We start from the raw sequence: 15,913 nt of genomic DNA on the forward strand, positions 1-15,913 counted from the left end.
CCGTACGGATGTACGGACGCACGACGTATGTCGGATGGTTGCACGGCCGTCAGCGGGACGCGGTGACCGGCTCCTCCGGTTCGGGGCGGCCGACGAAGGTGCGCCACAGTTCGGCGTACCGGCCGTCGCGGGCGAGGAGTTCGTCGTGGGTGCCGTCCTCCGCGACCCGGCCGTGGTCCATCACGACCACCCGGTCCGCGCGGGCCGCCGTGGTGAGGCGGTGGGCGACCACCAGGGTTGTACGGCGGCCCGCCAGGCGGTCGGTGGCCTGGTTGACCTGGGCCTCCGTGGCCAGGTCCAGGGCGGCCGTGGCCTCGTCGAGGAGCAGGACGTCGGGGTCGACCAGTTCGGCGCGGGCGAGCGCGATCAGCTGGCGCTGACCGGCCGAGAGGTTCCGGCCGCGCTCGGCGACCTCGTGCAGATAGCCGCCGTCGAGGGTGGCGATCATCTCGTGGGCGCCGACCGCCCGTGCCGCCGCCTCCACCTCGGCGTCGGTGGCGCCCGGACGGCCGTAGGCGATGGCGTCCCGGATCGTGCCCGGGAAGAGGTAGGCCTCCTGCGGGACGACCCCGAGGCGGTGCCGGTAGGAGGTCAGGTCCAGGGCGCGCAGATCCGTGCCGTCGACCGTGACCCGGCCGCCGGTGGGGTCGTAGAACCGGGCCACCAGCTTGACGAGCGTGGACTTGCCGGCGCCCGTCTCGCCGACGAAGGCCACCGTCTGCCCGGCGGGGATCGTCAGGTCGACGCCGGCGAGGGCCGCGTCGGCCTCGTCGGCGGCCCCGTACGCGAAGCGCACGTCCTCGAAGGCGATGTCCCCGCGCAGGGACAGCACCTCCAGCGGCTCCTGCGCGGACTTCGTGGACGTCGGCTCGCGCAGCAGCTCCTGGATGCGGCCGAGGGAGACGGTCGCCTGCTGGTAGCCGTCGAAGACCTGGGACAGCTGCTGGACCGGGGCGAAGAACAGGTCGATGTAGAGGAGGTAGGCGACCAGGGCGCCCGTGGTGAGGGTCGCCGCCTCCACCCGATGCGCGCCCGCGATCAGCACGGAGGCCGCCGCGACGGACGACAGGAGCTGCACGAACGGGAAGTAGACGGATATCAGCCACTGGCCGCGGATCCGGGCCCGCCGGTAGCTGTCGCTGCGCTCGGCGAACCGCCGCCCGCCGTCCTGCTCGCGCCGGAAGGCCTGCAGGATCCGCAGCCCGGCGACCGATTCCTGAAGGTCGGCGTTGACCGTCGAGACGCGTTCGCGGGCGAGTTCGTACGCCTTCACGCTCGCCCGGCGGAAGAAGAAGGTCCCGACGATCAGCGGGGGCAGCGTCGCGAAGACGACGAGGGCGAGCTGGATGTCGATCACCAGCAGGGCGACCATGATGCCGAAGAAGGTGACGACCGAGACGAACGCGGTGACGAGACCGGTCTGCAGGAACGTGGACAGCGCGTCGACGTCCGTCGTCATCCGCGTCATGATCCGGCCGGTCAGCTCGCGCTCGTAGTAGTCGAGGCCGAGCCGCTGCAGCTGGGCGAAGATCTTCAGCCGCAGGGAGTAGAGGACCCGCTCGCCGGTACGGCCGGTCATCCGGGTCTCGCCGATCTGCGCGGCCCACTGCACCAGCACGGTCAGCAGGCCGAGCAGCGAGGCCGCCCAGACCGCGCCGAGGGCCAGCTTCGTCACGCCCGCGTCGATGCCGTGCCGGATCAGCACCGGCAGCAGCAGGCCCGCGCCCGCGTCCACGGCGACCAGCAGCAGGCTGAGCAGGAGGGGCGGGCCGAAGCCGCGCAGCAGGCGGCGCAGACCGTAGGAGTCCTCGCGCCGGACGGCCGCGGCCTCGTCGATGTCCGGGGTCTCGGTGGCCGGGGGCAGCGCGTCCACCTGGGCGAGCAGCTCCGGGGTGGCCGGGGTGCCGGAGAGCGCCTGGTCCTTGGGCTCCCGGTCGCCGGTCCACAGCCTCGGGGTCACGCCCCGCTCGGCGTCGAACTCGGCGTCCAGTTCCTCGCGGACGGAGGTGTCCTCGGCCGGCGCCGCGGGCTCGGCGTGGCCCGGGGAGATCCCGCCCAGCTCGTCCGGGTCGGTCAGCAGCCGCCGGTACAGCGCCGAGCGCTGCTGGAGTTCCTCGTGGGTGCCGAGGTCGGCGAGCCGGCCGCCGTCGAGGACGGCGATGCGGTCGGCGAGGTTCAGGGTGGAGCGGCGGTGCGCGATGAGGAGGGTCGTACGGCCCTGCATCACCTGCTTCAGGGCTTCGTGGATCTCGTGCTCCACCCGGGCGTCCACGGCCGAGGTGGCGTCGTCCAGGACGAGCAGCCTCGGGTCGGTGAGCAGGGCGCGGGCGAGGGCGACGCGCTGGCGCTGGCCGCCGGAGAGGGTCAGGCCCTGCTCGCCGACCTTGGTGTCGTATCCCTCGGGGAGTTCCCTGATGAAACGATCCGCCTGGGCGGCGCGGGCGGCGGCCCCGATCTCCTCCTCGGTGGCGTCCGGGCGGCCGTAGGCGATGTTGGCGCGGATGGTGTCCGAGAAGAGGAAGGAGTCCTCGGGGACGAGCCCGATCGCGGCCCTGAGCGACTGAAGGGTCAGCTCGCGCACATCGTGGCCGCCGATCAGGACGGCGCCGTGGGTGACGTCGTAGAAGCGCGGGAGCAGCAGCGAGAGGGTGGACTTGCCGGAGCCGGAGGAGCCGACGACGGCGAGGGTCTCGCCGGAGCGTATCTCGAAGGTGAGCCCTTCGAGGACCGGGCGCTCGTGGTCGTAGCCGAAGGACACGTCGTCGAACTCGACGGTCGCGGGCGCGTCGGCCGGGAGGGTCTTGGTGCCCTCGTGCAGCGTCGGCTCGGTGTCGATCAGTTCCAGGACGCGCTCGGTGCCGGCCCGTGCCTGCTGGCCGACCGTGAGGACCATCGCGAGCATCCGCACCGGGCCGACCAGCTGGGCGAGATAGCTGGAGAAGGCGACGAACGTGCCGAGCGTGATGTGCCCGCGCACCGCCAGCCAGCCGCCGAGCGCCAGCATGGCGACCTGGCCGAGAGCCGGGACGGCCTGCAGGGCTGGGGTGTACTTGCTGTTCAGGCGTATGGTGCGCAGCCGCCCGGCGAAGAGCCTGCGGCCGACCTCCCTGAGCTTGCCGGTCTCCTGCTCCTCCTGCCCGAAGCCCTTCACCACACGGACGCCGCTCACGGCGCCGTCGACCACGCCCGCCACGGCGGCGGCCTGGGCCTGGGCGTACCAGGTGGCGGGGTGCAGCTTGCTGCGGCTGCGCTTGGCTATGAGGGCGAGCGCGGGCGCGACGGCGAGGGCGACCAGGGTCAGCGGCAGCGACAGCCACGCCATGATCATCAGGGACATCAGGAAGAGCAGCAGGTTCCCGATGGTCATCGGGAGCATGAAGAGCAGGCCCTGGATCAGCTGGAGGTCGCTGGTGGCCCGGCCGACGACCTGCCCGGTGGACAGCTCGTCCTGGCGGCGGCCGTCGAGGCGGGTGATCGTGCCGTACATCTCGGTCCGCAGGTCGTGCTGGACGTCGAGGGCGAGCCGGCCGCCGTAGTAGCGGCGGACGTAGGTGAGGACGTAGACGAGGAGGGCCGCGCCGACCAGGGCACCGGCCCAGGGGGTCATGGAGCGGGTGTGGTTCCCGATCACGTCGTCGATGATCACCTTGGTGATCAGCGGGACGACGGCCATGACGGCCATGCCGACGAGGGAGGAGCCGAGGGCGAGGAGCACGTCCCTGGGATGACGCCAGGCGTGCCCCGCCAGTCTCCGTGCCCATCCCCGTTGCGCTGCCACGCCGGTGCCTCCCTGTTGAACTGCTCTGCCGGAAGGCACCAACGCACACGTGAGCGGATTTCATCCCTCCGCAACAAATCGGAGGGACGGATCAGACCCGTACCCGCAAGTAGTAGAACCTCGTCGTCTGGGCCGCGTTCTGGTTGTCGTCGCTCACCAGCAGGACCTTCAGGCGGCCGGTGCGGTCGCGGCCCGTGATCGTCATGCCCTCGATGTTGTCCAGCAGGGGGTTCGGCTGGGGCTGCTTCGCCGTGGCGCCGAGGGAGGGGCAGGCGGCGACGTCGGTCAGGAGGGTCTTCTCGATCGGACGCACCCCGGGCTGACCGGTGAGGTTCTCGATGCCGCTGGTGTCGGTGGCGTGGCGGAGGTCGGCCAGGTAGAGGCGGACGGTGTTGCCGACGCCGGCGGTGAAGCCGCGTTCCAGCACGAGGAGGCGGCCGTCGGGCGTGGCCTGGACCTCGGGGACGCCGAGGCCGGCGTCGATGCGGTAGGCGTACTGCGCTCCGAGCCGGAAGTGGTCGCCCTTGGTGCGGGTCCAGGTCTGGAAGCGGACGAGGTCCTTGGCGTCGCCGGAGATCGGCTCCTCCATGGACGCGAGGAGCGTGCGCCCGCCGGGCAGCAGGGTCAGGCCCTCGAAGGTCTGGTTGGCGGTGGCGCGCCCGGCCGGGGCGACCAGCAGGGCGGGCGGGACCGGGAGCCGGTCGAGGATCCTGCCGTCGGGCGAGTAGCGGCGGATCGACGGCTCGGTCTCGGAGGTGATCAGCAGGGTGCCGGTGGAGGTCCCCCCGCCCGAGCGGGGCCGGGCGCGCGGGACGTCGACGACCAGGCCCTCGGAGTCGAGGTCGGCGCCCTTCTCGTCGGCGAGGTGGACGGCCGACTTCGGCCGGAGGGTCTTCGGGTCCAGACGGAAGAGGGAGGAGCGGTCCTCCAGTGCGGCGATCGAGCCGTCCCGGTCCACGGCGAGCGCGGAGAAGTTGCCGACGAACGTGCCGTCGTACGTCGTCTTGTCGAGCACGTCGGAGAAGCGGTCGAGAAGGACGGACCGCGAACAGGCGTGGCCGGGCGGGGGGTTGGCGCTCGCCGGCCCGGCGGCGGTCAGCGAGGTGGCCGCCGCCAGGCCGGCGGTGAGGGTGGCGAGTACGGTTCTCAGGCGCATGCCCGTCACCGTAGGGCGGGCGGGTGTCCCGCGGGAGTCCGCCTCGTGAACCGCCCCGCGCGTCAGCCCTGCGAGGGCACCGGGACCAAGGCCTCGCTCGGCCTGCCGGTCGGGGTGTAGAGCGCGGTCCGGGAGGTGGTCGGCACCAGGTCCTTGTGGATGGCCTTGGCGACGTTCTGGATGGTCGTGACGCCGTAGTTCATGGTGCTGTTGTCCTGCGTGAGCACCGACATCATGTAGTCGCGACCGGCGCCGTCGAAGGTGCCGAGGCTGTGCACGCGCCAGCCGTGCGTCGAGCGCTGCAGCCAGCCGTTCTTCACGTGCACGGAGACGGTGGACGGCGCGCCGGCCGGGGTGCCCCAGCGCTGATCGGGGACGACCTGGCCCATCAGCTTCAGGATGTAGGCGCGGGAGTTGTCGCTGAGCACGCCGTTCCTGGCGGTGACGAGCTTGAGCAACTTCTGCTCGTCGGTGACGTTCTCCTGGGTCAGACCCCAGTAACCGCCCGTGCCCGGCACGGTCTTCGTCATGCCGGCGGCGGACAGGAAGCCCTTGATCTTCGTCATGCCCAGCTGCTTCCACAGCTTGCTGGTCGCGTCGTTGTCCGACTTCGTGATCATGGCTGTGGCGAGCTTGGTCTCCGTGCCCGTCAGATACCGGTTGTGCTTCTTGGCGTCCCACAGCAGCGTTGCGAGCACGGTGACCTTGACGGTGCTGGCCGAGTCGTAGGAGCTGGTGGCGCGCAGCGTGCAGGTGGTGCCGGTGGCACGGTCGTACAGGCCGATGGCGACGGTGCCCTTGCGGCCCGCGAGGGCGGCCGTGATGTCCTTCTGCAGCTTGCCGGCGAGGCCCGCCTCGGCGGACGTGCAGCTGACGGTGGGCGCGGCCGCGGCGGCCGGCGCGGCGGCGGCGGTGACGGTGACGGCCGGTACGAGCAGTGCGGCGCCGAGGGCGGCGGCGCGCACGCCGGTACGTCTCGATATTCGGGAGTCCATGCCATCGTTGACGTACGGAGGCGGCCGAATGGTTGTACGACGTTCCCGTCCGGGAGAGTTCACGGCCGGCTCACCCGACTCTCACCGACCCACAGGTTCCGCCCAGGTGCACCACAGCCCCCACCCATCGCCGCTCTGCACGGTGCACTGGTGACATCTGCCACCGATCCCCTCCCCCACTCCACGACCGCGGCCGTCCCCGGCCCGCCGGCACCGGACACCGTGCCGCCGGAGCCCGCGCCCCGCTGGTCGCTGCCCGCTCTGCTCGCGATCCTGCTGCTGGCCGCCGTGCTGTACACCTGGAACCTGTCGGGCAACAGCCTCAACAGCTTCTACAGCGCGGCCGTCTACAGCGGCACACAGAACTGGAAGGCATGGTTCTTCGGCTCGCTCGACGCCGGGAACTTCCTCACCGTCGACAAACCACCGTTCGCCGACATGGTCATGAGTCTGTCGTGCCGCATCCTCGGCTTCGGCACCTGGCAGATGATGGTGCCGGAGGTCGCGGCCGGGCTCGGCGCGATCTGGATCCTGCACTCCTGCGTGAAGCGGTCCTTCGGGCACGCCGCGGCCGCGGTGGCCGCGCTCGTCCTCGCGCTGACCCCCATCACGGTGGCCATCAACCGGGACAACAACCCCGACACGATCCTCGTCCTGCTGATGGTCGGGGGCGCCGCGCTCGCCCTGCGCGCCACCCGCGACGGACGGCTGCTGCCGCTGCTCGGCTCGGCGGTCTGCTTCGGCCTCGCCTTCAACACGAAGATGCTGGCGGGGTACATCGCGCTGCCCGCCGTCCTCGCGGCCTACCTGCTCGCCGCGCGGCCAAGGCTCGTGAAGCGGATCGTGAACCTGCTGATCGCCGGCGTGGTCCTCGCGGTCTCCAGCTTCTGGTGGGCGATCGCCGTGTCCCTGGTCCCCGCCTCCGAACGGCCGTACATCGGCGGCTCGACGGACGGCACCGCCTGGAACCTGATCACGGGCTACAACGGCCTCGGCCGGATCTTCGGCGGCGAGGGCAACGGCGGGGGCGGCGGCGCGGGCGGCGGGGGCGGCTTCTCCGGTTCCGCGGGCCTCGGCCGGATGTTCAACGACATCCTCGGCGGCCAGATCTCGTGGCTGATCCCGTTCTCGGCACTGGCCCTCGTGTGCGGCCTGATCCTGTGCGGCCGCGCCCCGCGCACCGACCCCACCCGGGCCGCGCTCGTCCTGTGGGGCGGCTGGACGGTGCTGCACTACGTGACCTTCGCGACCGCCGAGGGCACGATGCACCCCTACTACACGACCGCTCTCGCGCCCGGCATCGCGGCACTGTGCGGAGGCGGCGGCGTGCTGCTGCTGCGTGCGTTCCGCACCGACAGGCGCTGGGCATGGGCCCTGCCGGCCGCTCTCGCCGTCACCGCGCTCTGGGCGATCGTGCTGCTGCGCCGGGCCTCCGGCTGGAACACCTGGCTGTGGCCGGCCGTCGGTGTGGTCATGGCGGCGGCGATCACCGGCCTGTTCCTCTTCCGCTCCGGTGGCCGCGTACGGCTGTTCGCGGCATCCGTGGCGGCGGCGATCGTCGCCGCGCTCGCAGGCCCGGCGGCGTACGCCTGGTCGGTGCCGTCCGGTTCGGGCGGCGGGATGAGCGGGGTGAACCCGACGGCCGGCCCCTCGACGGGCGGCGGCTTCGGCGGCGGCCGGGGCGGTTTCGGTGGCGGCCGGGGCGACTTCCCGGGCGGCGGCGGGATGCCGGGCGGCGGGCGGAACGCGGGGGCGGACGGCGGCTTCCCCGGGGGTGCTTCCGGTGAGGCGCCTGGTGGGAACAGGCCGGGCGGCGGCTTCCCGGGCAGCGGTCGGAACGGTGAACTCCCCGGCGGCCAGGGCGCGTCCGGTGGCACGGCCCCGGGCGGCACCGGCGCCCCGAACGGCGAGTCGGGACGCACGGGCGGCGGCCGTACGGGTGCCGGTACGGGCGGTGGCCCCGGCGGCATGGGCGGCGCGAACAGCGAACTGATCGCGTACCTGAAGAAGCACCGGGACGGCGCCACGTGGCTGCTGGCGGTCTCCAACTCGCAGAGCGCGGCATCGATCGAGCTGAGCACGAAGGTGCCGGTCATCTCCATGTGGGGCTTCACCGGCACCGACAGGGCGATGACCGTCGCCAAGCTGGAGGAGCTGGTCAAGAAGGGCGAGCTGCACTACGTCCAGCTGGGCGGCGGCATGATGGGCGGCGGCCCCGGCGGCTCCACCAACAGTGTGTCCTCCCAGGTCACGGCCTGGGTGAAGAAGCACGGGACGGTGGTGAAGGAGAGTGCGTACAGCACGAGCGCGACGTCCTCCAAGTCGTCTTCGTCCACGATCTACCGCCTGGACCCGTCGGACATGAGCTGAGGCAGCGGTACGGCCCCTTCACGAACCGCGGCGCACCAAGGCTTCACCGCCTTGGCGCGCCGCGCCGCGGGGCCCCGCGCCCGCCCTCGGCTCACTCCTCGGCGAACAGCTCCGCCGCGTCGGTGGCGTGGACGGCTCGCTGGGCCCAGACCTCCAGCTGGTCCAGATCCGTGCAGGGCATCACACGCTCACGGACGGAGTCGGGCACCGGGATTCCACGCCATTCCAGGACGCGGAGAACGGTGCTGCCAGAAGTACTGGATCGCCGTCATCGGGTCCCTCCCCATCTGCTTCGCCTGGGGGTCGGCCAGGCACGAGTCGACGAACTGCACGAAGACTGCGGCACTGTCGGCAACGACCTACGCCGCCGCAAGTTCGCACCACACGTACTTCCCCCGGTCCCCGAACCGAGCCGTCGGCCGCCACCCCCAGTACTCCGCACAGGCCCGCACCAGCCCCAACCCCCGCCCCTCCTCCGACTCCCCCACCTGCTCCAGCGGGCGCGGCGGATCCGGCGGCGCCGGGTCGCTGTCCCACGCCCCGATCCACACCGTGCCCTCCGGGGTACGGCGGACCCTCAGCGCGGCCGGGCCCTTCGTGTGCCGTACGGCATTGGAGACCAACTCCGCCGCCAGCAGCTCCGCCGTGTCAGCGACACCGATCACCCCCTGCAGGGTCAGGATCAGGCGCAAGGTGCGGCGGCACACCGTCACCGCTCTGAGGTCGTTGGGCACGTAGAGCGTGTAGTCCCAGGACTCGATTTCGGGCATGCGTCATCAACTCCGGTGAGGTGAGGGGATTTCGCGCAGGCTCCGAAGCGGATCACATCACCGTGCGCGTCGTCCCCTTCGACCTGGACGGCTTCGCCAGAGCCTCCAGCACGATGACGTACATGGGCGGCCTCCTGCCCAAGCTGGACACGGTGGTACGAGATGCACCCCACGGCTCGGTCCTCATCGACTCCGAAGCCCAACTCGCCAGCTATCGCACGCGCTTCCGTAAGGTGGAGGCCGTATCGCTTGAGCCTGACCGCTCGCGGAACTTCATGCACAAGCTGGCGAAGGAGCTGTGAGGCACCCCATGATCACCTTCGGCAACTGGCGAAAATCGTCCTACTCCGGCGAAGGCGACGGCAACGAATGCGTGGAGATCGCGCACACCCCCACCCACATCGCCGTCCGCGACTCCAAGGCCCCGGCCCGAGCCACCCTCACCTTCCCGGCCGCCGCCTTCGCCCCCTTCGTCGAAGCCCTGAAGGAGGGCCAGGCTCCCACCCCCGGCTGAGCGGAGCGACCCGGCCGCCCGGGCCGGGTTGCTCCATACGCCGCCGGCTGCTCCTCGCCACTCCTCGCCGAGCGGCCTCACGAACTCCAGGGTCCACGTCTCCTGGAACTCCGGCTCGGGCGCGATGATCGGTGGCCGTCACCATGGAGGTCGGGCCGATGATGTTACGGCTACCGGCTCGCGAACCACCTAGCCCAGGTGCGTCGGCGCGAACATCCGCAGGACCGCCGGGAGTACGACCACCGACGGGCCCGGTGCGGCGAGGGCCTTCGCCAGGTCCGCCTCCAAGGACTCCGGAGTCGTCCGCACCCCCGGGACGCCGAAGGACTCGGCGAGGGCCACGTAGTCCGGGCGGGTCAGTTCCGTCGCGGTGGCCTGGCCGAACGCGTCCGTCATGTACTCGCGGAGGATGCCGTAGCCGCCGTCGTCGACGATCAGCCAGGTGACCGGGAGGTCGTACTGGCGCGCCGTCGCCAGCTCGGCGATGGAGTAGAGGGCTCCGCCGTCGCCCGAGACCGCCAGCACCGGGCGGGTGGGGTCGGCCGCCGCCGCGCCCAGGGCCGCCGGGAAGCCGTAGCCGAGGCCGCCCGCGCCCTGGGCCGAGTGCATGGTGTTGGGGCCCTGGGCGTCGAAGGCCGACCACGCCCAGTACGCCAGGATCGTCATGTCCCAGAAGGAGGGGGAGCCGGCGGGCAGGGCGCGCCGGACCGAGGCCAACACGTCCTGCTCCAGGGTCAGTTCCTGGGACGCGATGCGGGACGCCACCTTCTCCAGCAGCTCCCGCACCCGCTGCGGCGCCGAGGCGTCCGTGCGCTCCTGAACCGTCTCCAGCAGGGCCTGCAGGGCGAGGCGGGCGTCCGCGTGGATGCCGAGCGCGGGGTGGTTGGACTCCAGCTTGCCGAGGTCGGCCTCGATCTGGATGACGCGGCCGCGCGGCTTGAACGTGTGGTAGTTCGAGGAGAGTTCACCGAGGCCGGAGCCGACCACCAGGAGTACGTCCGCGTCCTGGAGGAAGTCCGTGGTGTGGCGGTCCTCCAGCCAGGACTGGAGGGAGAGGGGGTGGTTCCAGGGGAAGGCGCCCTTGCCGCCGAAGGTCGTCACGACCGGGGCGCCCAGCTTCTCGGCCAGCGCCTTCAGCTTGCCCGAGGCGTCCGAGCGGACGACTCCGCCACCCGCGATGATCGCCGGGCGGGCCGCGCGCGACAGCAGGTCGGCCGCCACCGCGGTCAGTTCGGGGCGCGGCACCAGGTCGTCCGGGGTCGCGTCCAGCGCCGTCACGACGGGCAGCGAGGTCTCGGCGAGCAGTACGTCCTGCGGGATCTCCACCCACACCGGGCCGTGCGGGGCCGTCAGCGCCGACTTCCAGGCCGCCGCGACGGCGGACGGGATCTGGGAGGCGGCGCGGACCGTGTGCACCGACTTGACCACGCCCCGGAACGAGGCGGACTGGTCGGGGAGTTCGTGCAGATAGCCGTGGCGGCCGCCGCCCAGGCCCGCCGTCGGGATCTGGCTGCCGATCGCGAGGACCGGGGCGGAGGCGGCGGCGGCTTCCTGCAGCGCGGCCAGCGAGGTCAGCGCGCCCGGACCCGTCGACAGGAGCAGCGGGGCCGCCTCACCGGTGACACGGCCGTACGCGTCCGCCGCGAAGCCCGCGTTGTTCTCCACCCGCAGGCCGATGTAGCGCAGGGAGGAGCGGCGCAGGGCGTCGAACATGCCGAGCGCGTGCTGGCCGGGCAGGCCGAAGACGGTCGTCGCGCCGAGCCCGGCCAGGGTCTCCACGACCAGGTCTCCGCCGTTGCGCCCCGAGGGAGGGTCGAGGGCCGCGGTGATCTGCGCCTGCGTCGGGCGGAGTACCAGGTCGTGGTCGTGAGTCACTGCGCTTACGCGTCCTTCCGGGCCGCCGCGATCTGGCGGCTCATGATGGTGGTCAGTTCGTAGGCCGTGTGGGAGGCGGCGACCGAGGTGATCTCGGCGTGGTCGTACGCGGGCGCCACCTCGACGACGTCGGCCGAGACCAGGTTGCAGGAGGCCAGGCCGCGCAGGATCTCCAGCAGCTCGCGGGAGGTCATGCCGCCCGCCTCCGGCGTGCCGGTGCCGGGCGCGTGCGCCGGGTCGAGGCAGTCGATGTCGATGGAGATGTACAGCGGGCGGTCGCCGATGCGCTGGCGCAGCTGGTCGGCGACCTCGTCGGCGCCCCGGCGGTAGATGTCGGCGGAGGTGACGATGCCGAAGCCCATCTTCTCGTCGTCCGTCAGGTCCTGCTTGCCGTACAGCGGGCCGCGGGTACCCACGTGGGAGAGCGCCTCGGTGTCGAGGATGCCTTCCTCGACGGCGCGGCGGAACGGGGTGCCGTGGGTGTACTCGGCGCCGAAGTAGGTGTCCCAGGTGTCCAGGTGGGCGTCGAAGTGGAGCAGGGCGACCGGGCCGTGCTTCTTGGCGACCGAGCGCAGCAGCGGCAGGGCGATGGTGTGGTCGCCGCCCAGGGTCATCAGGCGGGCGCCGGTGCCGAGCAGCTCGTCGGCGGCGGCCTCGATGGTGTCGACGGCCTCGTTGATGTTGAACGGGTTCACGGCGATGTCGCCGCCGTCCGCGACCTGGGCGAGGGCGAAGGGGGAGGCGTCCTGCGCCGGGTTGTACGGGCGCAGCAGCCGGGACGCCTCGCGGATGGCGTTGCCGCCGAAGCGGGCGCCCGGCCGGTACGAGACGCCGGAGTCGAACGGCACGCCCACGACGGCGACATCGGCGGTGCCGACCTCGTCCAGGCGGGGCAGCCGGGCGAAGGTCGCGGGGCCGGCGTACCGCGGGATGCGGGAGGAGTCGACGGGGCCGCGGGGCGTCTCGTTGCTGCTCATGGTGAAATGCCTTCTTTCCTGCGCTTCATCGCGCATGTACTGCTTTCCCTACGACTCTACTGGTGAGCCGGGACCGGTTCGGACTTCAGTTCGGCGGACCGTCCGGCGAGGCGCTCGCGCCAGGTGCTGAGGACGGCCTCGTCGGTGGGCTTCGTGGCCAGGGAGACGGCCACGTAGACGGCGAGGGAGGCGAGCAGACCGTAGTAGACGGGCTCGTTGGCGAGGATGCCGTAACCGGCCATCAGGCCGATCACGGCGAGGCCGCCGACGATCACCGAGGCCAGCGCGCCCTGGCCGGTGCCGCGCTTCCACAGCAGGCCGCCGAGGATGGGCACGAGCAGACCGGCGACCAGCAGGTTGTACGCCACGGTCAGCGCCTCGACCACGTTGTTCAGCGCGATCGCCGTGCCGATCACGGCCACGCCCATGACCAGGATGAACGCCCGGTTGCCCGCGACCTCGTCATGATCATCGCCGTCACGCCGTACGACACCGCGCAGCCGCGACCAGATGTCGTTGTTGGCGACGGTGGCGCAGGCGATCAGGGCGCCGGAGGAGGTGGACATCACGGCCGCGAGGGCGGCGGCGAGCACCAGGCCGCGCACGCCGACGGGCAGTTCGTCCTTGACGATGGTGGCGAAGGCGTCGTCGGGGCTGCCGAGCTTGGGGTAGAGCACCTTGGCGGCCGTGCCGATCACCGCGCCGGCGAGGGCGTAGGCCAGACAGTAGGTTCCGGCCACCGTCCCGCCCCACCGGGCGGTCCTGTCGCTGCGGGCGGTGAACACCCGCTGCCAGATGTCCTGCCCGATCAGCATGCCGAACGTGTAGATCAGGACGTAGGTGAAGATCGTCTCGCCGCCGATGCCCAGCGGGTCGAAGTACGACGTCGGCAGCTCGGCCTTCATCTCGCCGAAGCCGCCGGCCTTGACGACCGCGATGGGCAGGAGCAGGAGCAGCACGCCGATGGTCTTCACCACGAACTGCACCATGTCGGTCAGGGTGATCGACCACATGCCGCCGAGGGTGGAGTAGGCGACGACGATCGAGCCGCCGATGACGATCGCGAGCGTCCGGTTCATGTCGAAGAGGACGTCGAAGATCGTGGCGTAGGCGATGGTCGAGGTGACGGCCAGCATCAGCGTGTACGCCCACATGACCACGCCGGAGATGACCCCGGCCCGGCCGCCGTAGCGCAGGTCCAGCATCTCGGAGACGGTGTAGACCTTCAGCCGGGCGATGCGTGCGGAGAAGAAGACGGACAGGGCGAGCAGGCCGAGGCCGATGGTGAAGACCATCCAGGCGCCCGACAGGCCGTACTGGTACCCCAGTCCCACGCCGCCGATGGTGGACGCGCCGCCGAGGACGATCGCCGCCATGGTGCCGGAGTACATGGCGGGCCCCAGGCGCCGGCCCGCCACCAGGAACTCGCTCTTCGACTTGGCGCGGCGCATGCCCCACCAGCCCATGGCCAGCATCCCGGCGAGATACAGGACGATCACTGTGTAGTCGACGGCCATGTGGGGCCCTCCTTCGCGCACTGTCGGTGGCGTGTCGTGCAGATGCATGGGGGGTGAGGGGCGCCGGCAGCGGATCGCGGGGACATCCGCCCGTACCCGCGGCTGCCGTGCTGACTTGACATTAGGTGGCCGGAAAGCGACTGCGAAGTGTACGTTTCATCCATAGGAACGGGGCCGGAGTGGAGGGAACGCACACCATGCCGGAGTCGATCACCCCAGCGGTCCCACCGACCCCACCCGTACCACTGTCGGCGCTGCTGGCCCGCGAGGATCTCGCCCTGCGCCGGATCGCGGGCCCGGACGACCCGTCCGTGGTGATCCACTGGGCGCACACCTCGGAGATGGCCGACCCGTACCCGTATCTGCTGGGCGGCGAGCTGCTGCTGACGGCCGGGGTGCACGTCCCGGCGGCGGATTCGAGACTGGCCGCATACTTCGACGACTACGTCTCCCGGATCGTCGCGGCGGGCGGCGCGGCCCTCGGCTTCGGCGTGGCCCCGGTGCACGACACGGTTCCGCCCGCCCTGGTCGCGGCCTGCGACGCCCATGGCCTGCCCTTGCTGGAGGTCCCGCCGCAGACCACCTTCTCCGGCGTGGCCCGCGCGGTGTGGCAGCTGATGGCCCAGGCCCGCCTCGCCGAGCTGCGCCGTGTCACGGAGGCCCAGCAGAGCCTCGCCTCCGCCGCCGCACGCCCGGACCCGGTGCCGTCGGTGCTGCGCCGCCTGGCCCGGCACCTGTCCGGCCTCGCGGTGCTCTACGGCCCCGACGGCACGGTCCTCGCCGGCGCGGGCCGGGAACCGTCCGAAGAGATCCGCACCGCACTGGCCGACCTCACGGCAGTGGTACGCCCCACCGCCACACCGACCCCCGAACCTCCGGCCGCCCTCCCGCCCACCACGGCCGTGGGCGACGGGGCCGAGGGCGGCGAGGGGAGCGCGGGGGGCGAGGGGAGCGCGGGGGGCGAGGGGAGCGCGGGGGGCGAGGGGAGCGCGGGGGGCGAGGGGAGCGCGGGGGGCGAGGGGAGCGCGGAACGACCGCAGCCGGCCGAAGACCGCTCGGCTCCGGCCGCCGTTTCCGCCTCCGCCCGGTCGATGCCCGCTTCCAACGCCGGCAGGGCCTCCGCTGCCGCGAGGCCGGTTCCCGCCTCTGCCACCGATGCCGTCGGGGCCACCCATCTCGCCGCGTACGCGCTCGGCTCCGGGGAGGGGTTCGTCCTCGGGGTGGCCACCGCGCGTCGCGAACCCGGTGACCACACCATCGCCTCCGTCGCCGCGGTGCTGCTGTCGCTGCTGACCGGGGAGCATCACAGCGGAGCCGGTGCGGCGCGGTCCTCGGCGCTGGTACGGCTGCTGCTGGGCGCGCCGCCCGAGGAGGTCGCTCCGCTGCTCGGGGACGACAGCTGGGTCGTGGTGCACGCCCGGCCCGAGGCGCAGCTTCCGGACGCCGTCGCCGCCTCGGCGCTCGGCGCCGCCCTCGGGTCGCCGCTGGTCGACCTCGGCCATGACGTGGTGCGGGTGCTGGTGCCGGGCGGTCGGGTGCCACCGCCGCAGGCCGGCTGGACGCTCGGGATGAGCGCCGACGTGGCGCCGCGCGAGTGGGCGGCCGGCGACGCCCAGGCGGCCCGCGCCCTGGCCCGGGCCCGCGCCACCCGCACCCCGCTCGTCCGGCACGGCGCCCGCCCCGGCCTCGCGGACCTGGTCGCACGGGACGACGCCGAGGCACACGCCCGTACGCTGCTCGCCCCGCTGGCCGCCCGGCCCGAGCTGGCCGAGACCCTGCGCAACTGGCTGGCGTTGCACGGCAGTTGGGACCGTACGGCGGTGGCGCTGGACGTGCACCGCAACACCGTGCGGCAGCGGATCGCCCGCTGCGCCGCCCTGTTGGACGCCGACCTGGACGATCCGGACGTGCGCATGGAGCTGTGGTTCGCCCTGCGGCACGGCTGACCGGCGCGTCGCGGC

Annotated in this window: 10 protein-coding genes and 2 pseudogenes; 4 read left to right on the forward strand and 8 right to left on the reverse strand. The window is 72.3% G+C overall.

Features of this window, described 5'->3' with window-relative positions:
* Positions 1-49: 49 nt before the first annotated feature.
* From AQI95_RS30720 to AQI95_RS30730, 3 genes are all read right to left on the reverse strand, one after another.
* Positions 50-3,778, reverse strand: coding sequence for an ABC transporter ATP-binding protein (locus AQI95_RS30720; RefSeq protein ID WP_067131182.1), 3,729 nt, complete (start codon positions 3,776-3,778; stop codon positions 50-52).
* A 91-nt stretch (positions 3,779-3,869) separates the two neighbouring features.
* Positions 3,870-4,934 (reverse strand): esterase-like activity of phytase family protein, encoded by a 1,065-nt coding sequence (locus tag AQI95_RS30725; RefSeq protein ID WP_067131831.1) that lies wholly within the window; start codon positions 4,932-4,934, stop codon positions 3,870-3,872.
* Between the two features lie 62 nt (positions 4,935-4,996).
* The gene (locus AQI95_RS30730) at positions 4,997-5,929 is read right to left on the reverse strand and encodes a serine hydrolase (protein ID WP_067131185.1); all 933 of its coding nucleotides are present in this window, start codon (positions 5,927-5,929) and stop codon (positions 4,997-4,999) included.
* Positions 5,930-6,079: 150 nt separating this feature from the next.
* On the opposite strand from AQI95_RS30730, the gene AQI95_RS30735 reads away from it, so the two are divergent.
* Positions 6,080-8,299: a mannosyltransferase YkcB-related protein gene (locus AQI95_RS30735; RefSeq protein ID WP_067131188.1), complete on the forward strand. Its 2,220-nt coding sequence runs from the start codon at positions 6,080-6,082 to the stop codon at positions 8,297-8,299.
* Positions 8,300-8,390: 91 nt separating this feature from the next.
* On the opposite strand, the pseudogene AQI95_RS45315 reads toward AQI95_RS30735, so the two are convergent.
* Both AQI95_RS45315 and AQI95_RS30740 read right to left on the reverse strand, forming a co-directional pair.
* Positions 8,391-8,652, reverse strand: a pseudogene (locus AQI95_RS45315) (hypothetical protein); the annotation flags it as partial.
* Positions 8,653-8,658: 6 nt separating this feature from the next.
* On the reverse strand, positions 8,659-9,069 hold the full coding sequence (locus AQI95_RS30740; protein ID WP_067131191.1) for an ATP-binding protein: 411 nt from the start codon (positions 9,067-9,069) through the stop codon (positions 8,659-8,661).
* 41 nt (positions 9,070-9,110) lie between these two features.
* On the opposite strand from AQI95_RS30740, the pseudogene AQI95_RS30745 reads away from it, so the two are divergent.
* Both AQI95_RS30745 and AQI95_RS30750 read left to right on the forward strand, forming a co-directional pair.
* Positions 9,111-9,371, forward strand: a pseudogene (locus AQI95_RS30745) (Scr1 family TA system antitoxin-like transcriptional regulator); the annotation flags it as partial.
* 8 nt (positions 9,372-9,379) lie between these two features.
* A complete protein-coding gene (locus AQI95_RS30750) occupies positions 9,380-9,583 on the forward strand; it encodes a DUF397 domain-containing protein (RefSeq protein ID WP_067131197.1) in 204 nt (67 codons plus the stop codon).
* A gap of 189 nt (positions 9,584-9,772) precedes the next feature.
* On the opposite strand, the gene AQI95_RS30755 is transcribed toward AQI95_RS30750, so the two are convergent.
* The 3 genes from AQI95_RS30755 to AQI95_RS30765 are packed head-to-tail and all read right to left on the reverse strand — an operon-like array spanning position 9,773 to position 13,952.
* On the reverse strand, positions 9,773-11,458 hold the full coding sequence (locus AQI95_RS30755; RefSeq protein WP_067131200.1) for a thiamine pyrophosphate-binding protein: 1,686 nt from the start codon (positions 11,456-11,458) through the stop codon (positions 9,773-9,775).
* A gap of 5 nt (positions 11,459-11,463) precedes the next feature.
* Positions 11,464-12,435, reverse strand: coding sequence for an agmatinase (gene speB / locus AQI95_RS30760; protein ID WP_067131203.1), 972 nt, complete (start codon positions 12,433-12,435; stop codon positions 11,464-11,466).
* A gap of 56 nt (positions 12,436-12,491) precedes the next feature.
* Positions 12,492-13,952 carry a sodium:solute symporter family protein gene (locus AQI95_RS30765; RefSeq protein WP_067131206.1) on the reverse strand — a complete coding sequence of 487 codons (1,461 nt, stop codon included), beginning with the start codon at positions 13,950-13,952 and terminating at the stop codon, positions 12,492-12,494.
* Positions 13,953-14,149: 197 nt separating this feature from the next.
* On the opposite strand from AQI95_RS30765, the gene AQI95_RS30770 reads away from it, so the two are divergent.
* Positions 14,150-15,898 (forward strand): PucR family transcriptional regulator, encoded by a 1,749-nt coding sequence (locus AQI95_RS30770; protein ID WP_067131834.1) that lies wholly within the window; start codon positions 14,150-14,152, stop codon positions 15,896-15,898.
* Positions 15,899-15,913 lie beyond the last annotated feature (15 nt).

Origin of the sequence: Streptomyces yokosukanensis, assembly GCF_001514035.1 — a bacterium.
In the GTDB taxonomy this organism is placed as follows: domain Bacteria; phylum Actinomycetota; class Actinomycetes; order Streptomycetales; family Streptomycetaceae; genus Streptomyces; species Streptomyces yokosukanensis.

What these genes read in the sequence shown, in the direction of transcription:
- AQI95_RS30725 (WP_067131831.1), bottom strand. Translation starts at nt 4,934, where the DNA reads ATGCGCCTGAGAACCGTACTCGCCACCCTCACCGCCGGCCTGGCGGCG.
- AQI95_RS30730 (WP_067131185.1), bottom strand. Translation starts at nt 5,929, where the DNA reads ATGGACTCCCGAATATCGAGACGTACCGGCGTGCGCGCCGCCGCCCTC.
- AQI95_RS30740 (WP_067131191.1), bottom strand. Translation starts at nt 9,069, where the DNA reads ATGCCCGAAATCGAGTCCTGGGACTACACGCTCTACGTGCCCAACGAC.
- AQI95_RS30750 (WP_067131197.1), top strand. Translation starts at nt 9,380, where the DNA reads ATGATCACCTTCGGCAACTGGCGAAAATCGTCCTACTCCGGCGAAGGC.
- speB (WP_067131203.1), bottom strand. Translation starts at nt 12,435, where the DNA reads ATGAGCAGCAACGAGACGCCCCGCGGCCCCGTCGACTCCTCCCGCATC.
- AQI95_RS30765 (WP_067131206.1), bottom strand. Translation starts at nt 13,952, where the DNA reads ATGGCCGTCGACTACACAGTGATCGTCCTGTATCTCGCCGGGATGCTG.
- AQI95_RS30770 (WP_067131834.1), top strand. Translation starts at nt 14,150, where the DNA reads ATGCCGGAGTCGATCACCCCAGCGGTCCCACCGACCCCACCCGTACCA.